Genomic DNA, 1,918 nt, shown 5'->3' on the forward strand with positions numbered 1-1,918 from the left:
CCGGGCGCGGGCGCGACCGCCGGCGGCGGGATGCGTGCCGCCGGCCGGCGCGAGCCGCGGCGCACGATCAATCCGGGCCGGATCGGCAGCACCTCGCAGGCCGGCAAGAACGCCCAGGCGCGTCGTGACGCCCGCTGACGGGCCGGCCCGCAAGCCGGCGCCCGGCGCCGGGCGGGCGCGGGTGCTGGTGGACCTGGCGCTGCAGGGCGGTGGCGCGCATGGCGCCTTCACCTGGGGTGTCGTGGACCGCCTGCTGGAGGAGGACTGGCTGGAGATCGAGGGCATCTCCGGCACCTCGGCCGGCGCAATGAACGCGGCGGTGCTGGCCAGCGGCTACGCCAAGGGCGGGCGCGACGGGGCGCGGGCGGCGCTGGAGGCGTTCTGGCGGCGCACCTCGGACGCGGCCCGGTTCAGCCCGTTCCAGCGCGGGCCGATGGACCGGCTGCTGGGCAACTGGACGCTCGACAACTCGGTCGGCTTCCTGACGATGGACCTGCTGGCCCGCATGATCTCGCCCTACGACGTGCCAAGCTTCGGCCCCAACCCGCTGGAGGAGGTGCTGCGCGAGAGCGTGGATTTCGAGGCGCTGGCGGCGGGGCCGATCAAGGTCTTCATAACCGCGACCAGCGTGCGCACGGGCCGCGCGCGCATCTTTCGCAACCACGATGCCAGCGCGCAGGCGCTGCTCGCCTCCGCCTGCCTGCCGCAGCTGTTCCAGGCAGTGGAGATCGACGGCGAGCCCTACTGGGACGGCGGCTTCGCCGGCAACCCGACGCTGTTCCCGCTGGTCAACGAGCTCACCTCAGACGACACCATCCTGGTGCCGATCAACCCGATCGAACGCCCGGGCACGCCGCGCGCGGCGCGCGACATCCTGGACCGCGTCAACGAGATCTCCTTCAACGCGGTGGCCTTGAAGGAGCTGAAGATGCTGGCCCTGCTGCGCCGCGTGGCCGATCCCGGCAAGACCGAGGGCGCGTCCTGGGCGCGGATGCGCATGCATGTCGTGCGGAACGAGGTGATGGTCGGGCTCGGCTATTCCTCGAAGCTCAACGCCGAATGGGCCTTCCTGACCATGCTGCGCGACGAGGGGCGCAAGGCGGCGGACGCCTTCCTGGCGGAGCATGGTGCGGGCATCGGCGTTCGCTCCACGCTCGACTTCGACAGCCTGCTGCAGGGGGTGTGACCCGATGGGCCTGCTCGGCATCCTGCTCGGCCTCGCGCTGCTGGTGGCGCTGGCCTATCGCGGCTGGTCGGTGCTGCTGCTGGCGCCGCTCGGCGCGATGGTCGCCGCGGCCTTCGCGGGGGAGCCGCTGCTGGCCCATTGGACGCAGACCTTCATGGGCAGCGCCGCCCGCTTCTTCGCGCAGTTCTTCCCGCTGTTCCTGCTGGGCGCGCTGTTCGCCAAGCTGATGGAGGACAGTGGATCCGTCGGCGCGATCGCCGACTGGATGACGGGAAGGCTGGGGACGGAGCGCGCGGTGCTGGCCGTGGTGATGGCGGGCGCCGCGGTGACCTATGGCGGCGTCAGCCTCTTCGTCGCCTATTTCGTGCTGGCGCCGATGGCCACCGCGCTGTTCCGCGCCGCCGACCTGCCGCGGCGGCTGATGCCGGCGGCGATCCTGGTGGGCAGCTCCACCTTCACCATGTCCGCCATGCCGGGCACGCCGGCCATCCCCAACACCGTGCCGACCGCCTTCTTCGGCACGACGACCTTCGCCGCGCCGGGCCTTGGCCTGATCGCCTCGGCGGTCATGCTGGGCATCGGGCTGTGGTGGCTGGCGCGGGAACAGGCGGCCGCGCGCGCGCGCGGCGAGGGCTTCGGCGATGCCCGGCCGGACGCCGCCGACGCCGCGGTGGACGACCCGCTGGTGCGCGAGCGCGCCGTCGCGTCACGCGACTTCGACCCGGCCGAGAT

2 protein-coding genes are annotated in these 1,918 nt (G+C 72.8%); both read left to right on the forward strand.

Annotated features, from left to right (window positions below):
* The first annotated feature begins 124 nt into the window (after window positions 1-124).
* Complete coding sequence (locus OZN99_RS30675; protein WP_270938993.1) at window positions 125-1,186, forward strand: patatin-like phospholipase family protein; 1,062 nt, start codon at window positions 125-127, stop codon at window positions 1,184-1,186.
* 4 nt (window positions 1,187-1,190) lie between these two features.
* On the forward strand, window positions 1,191-1,918 hold a 728-nt coding region (locus tag OZN99_RS30680; RefSeq protein WP_408611986.1), incomplete at its 3' end, for a GntP family permease.

The organism is Falsiroseomonas oryzae, from assembly GCF_027856955.1.
GTDB lineage: Bacteria > Pseudomonadota > Alphaproteobacteria > Acetobacterales > Acetobacteraceae > Falsiroseomonas > Falsiroseomonas oryzae.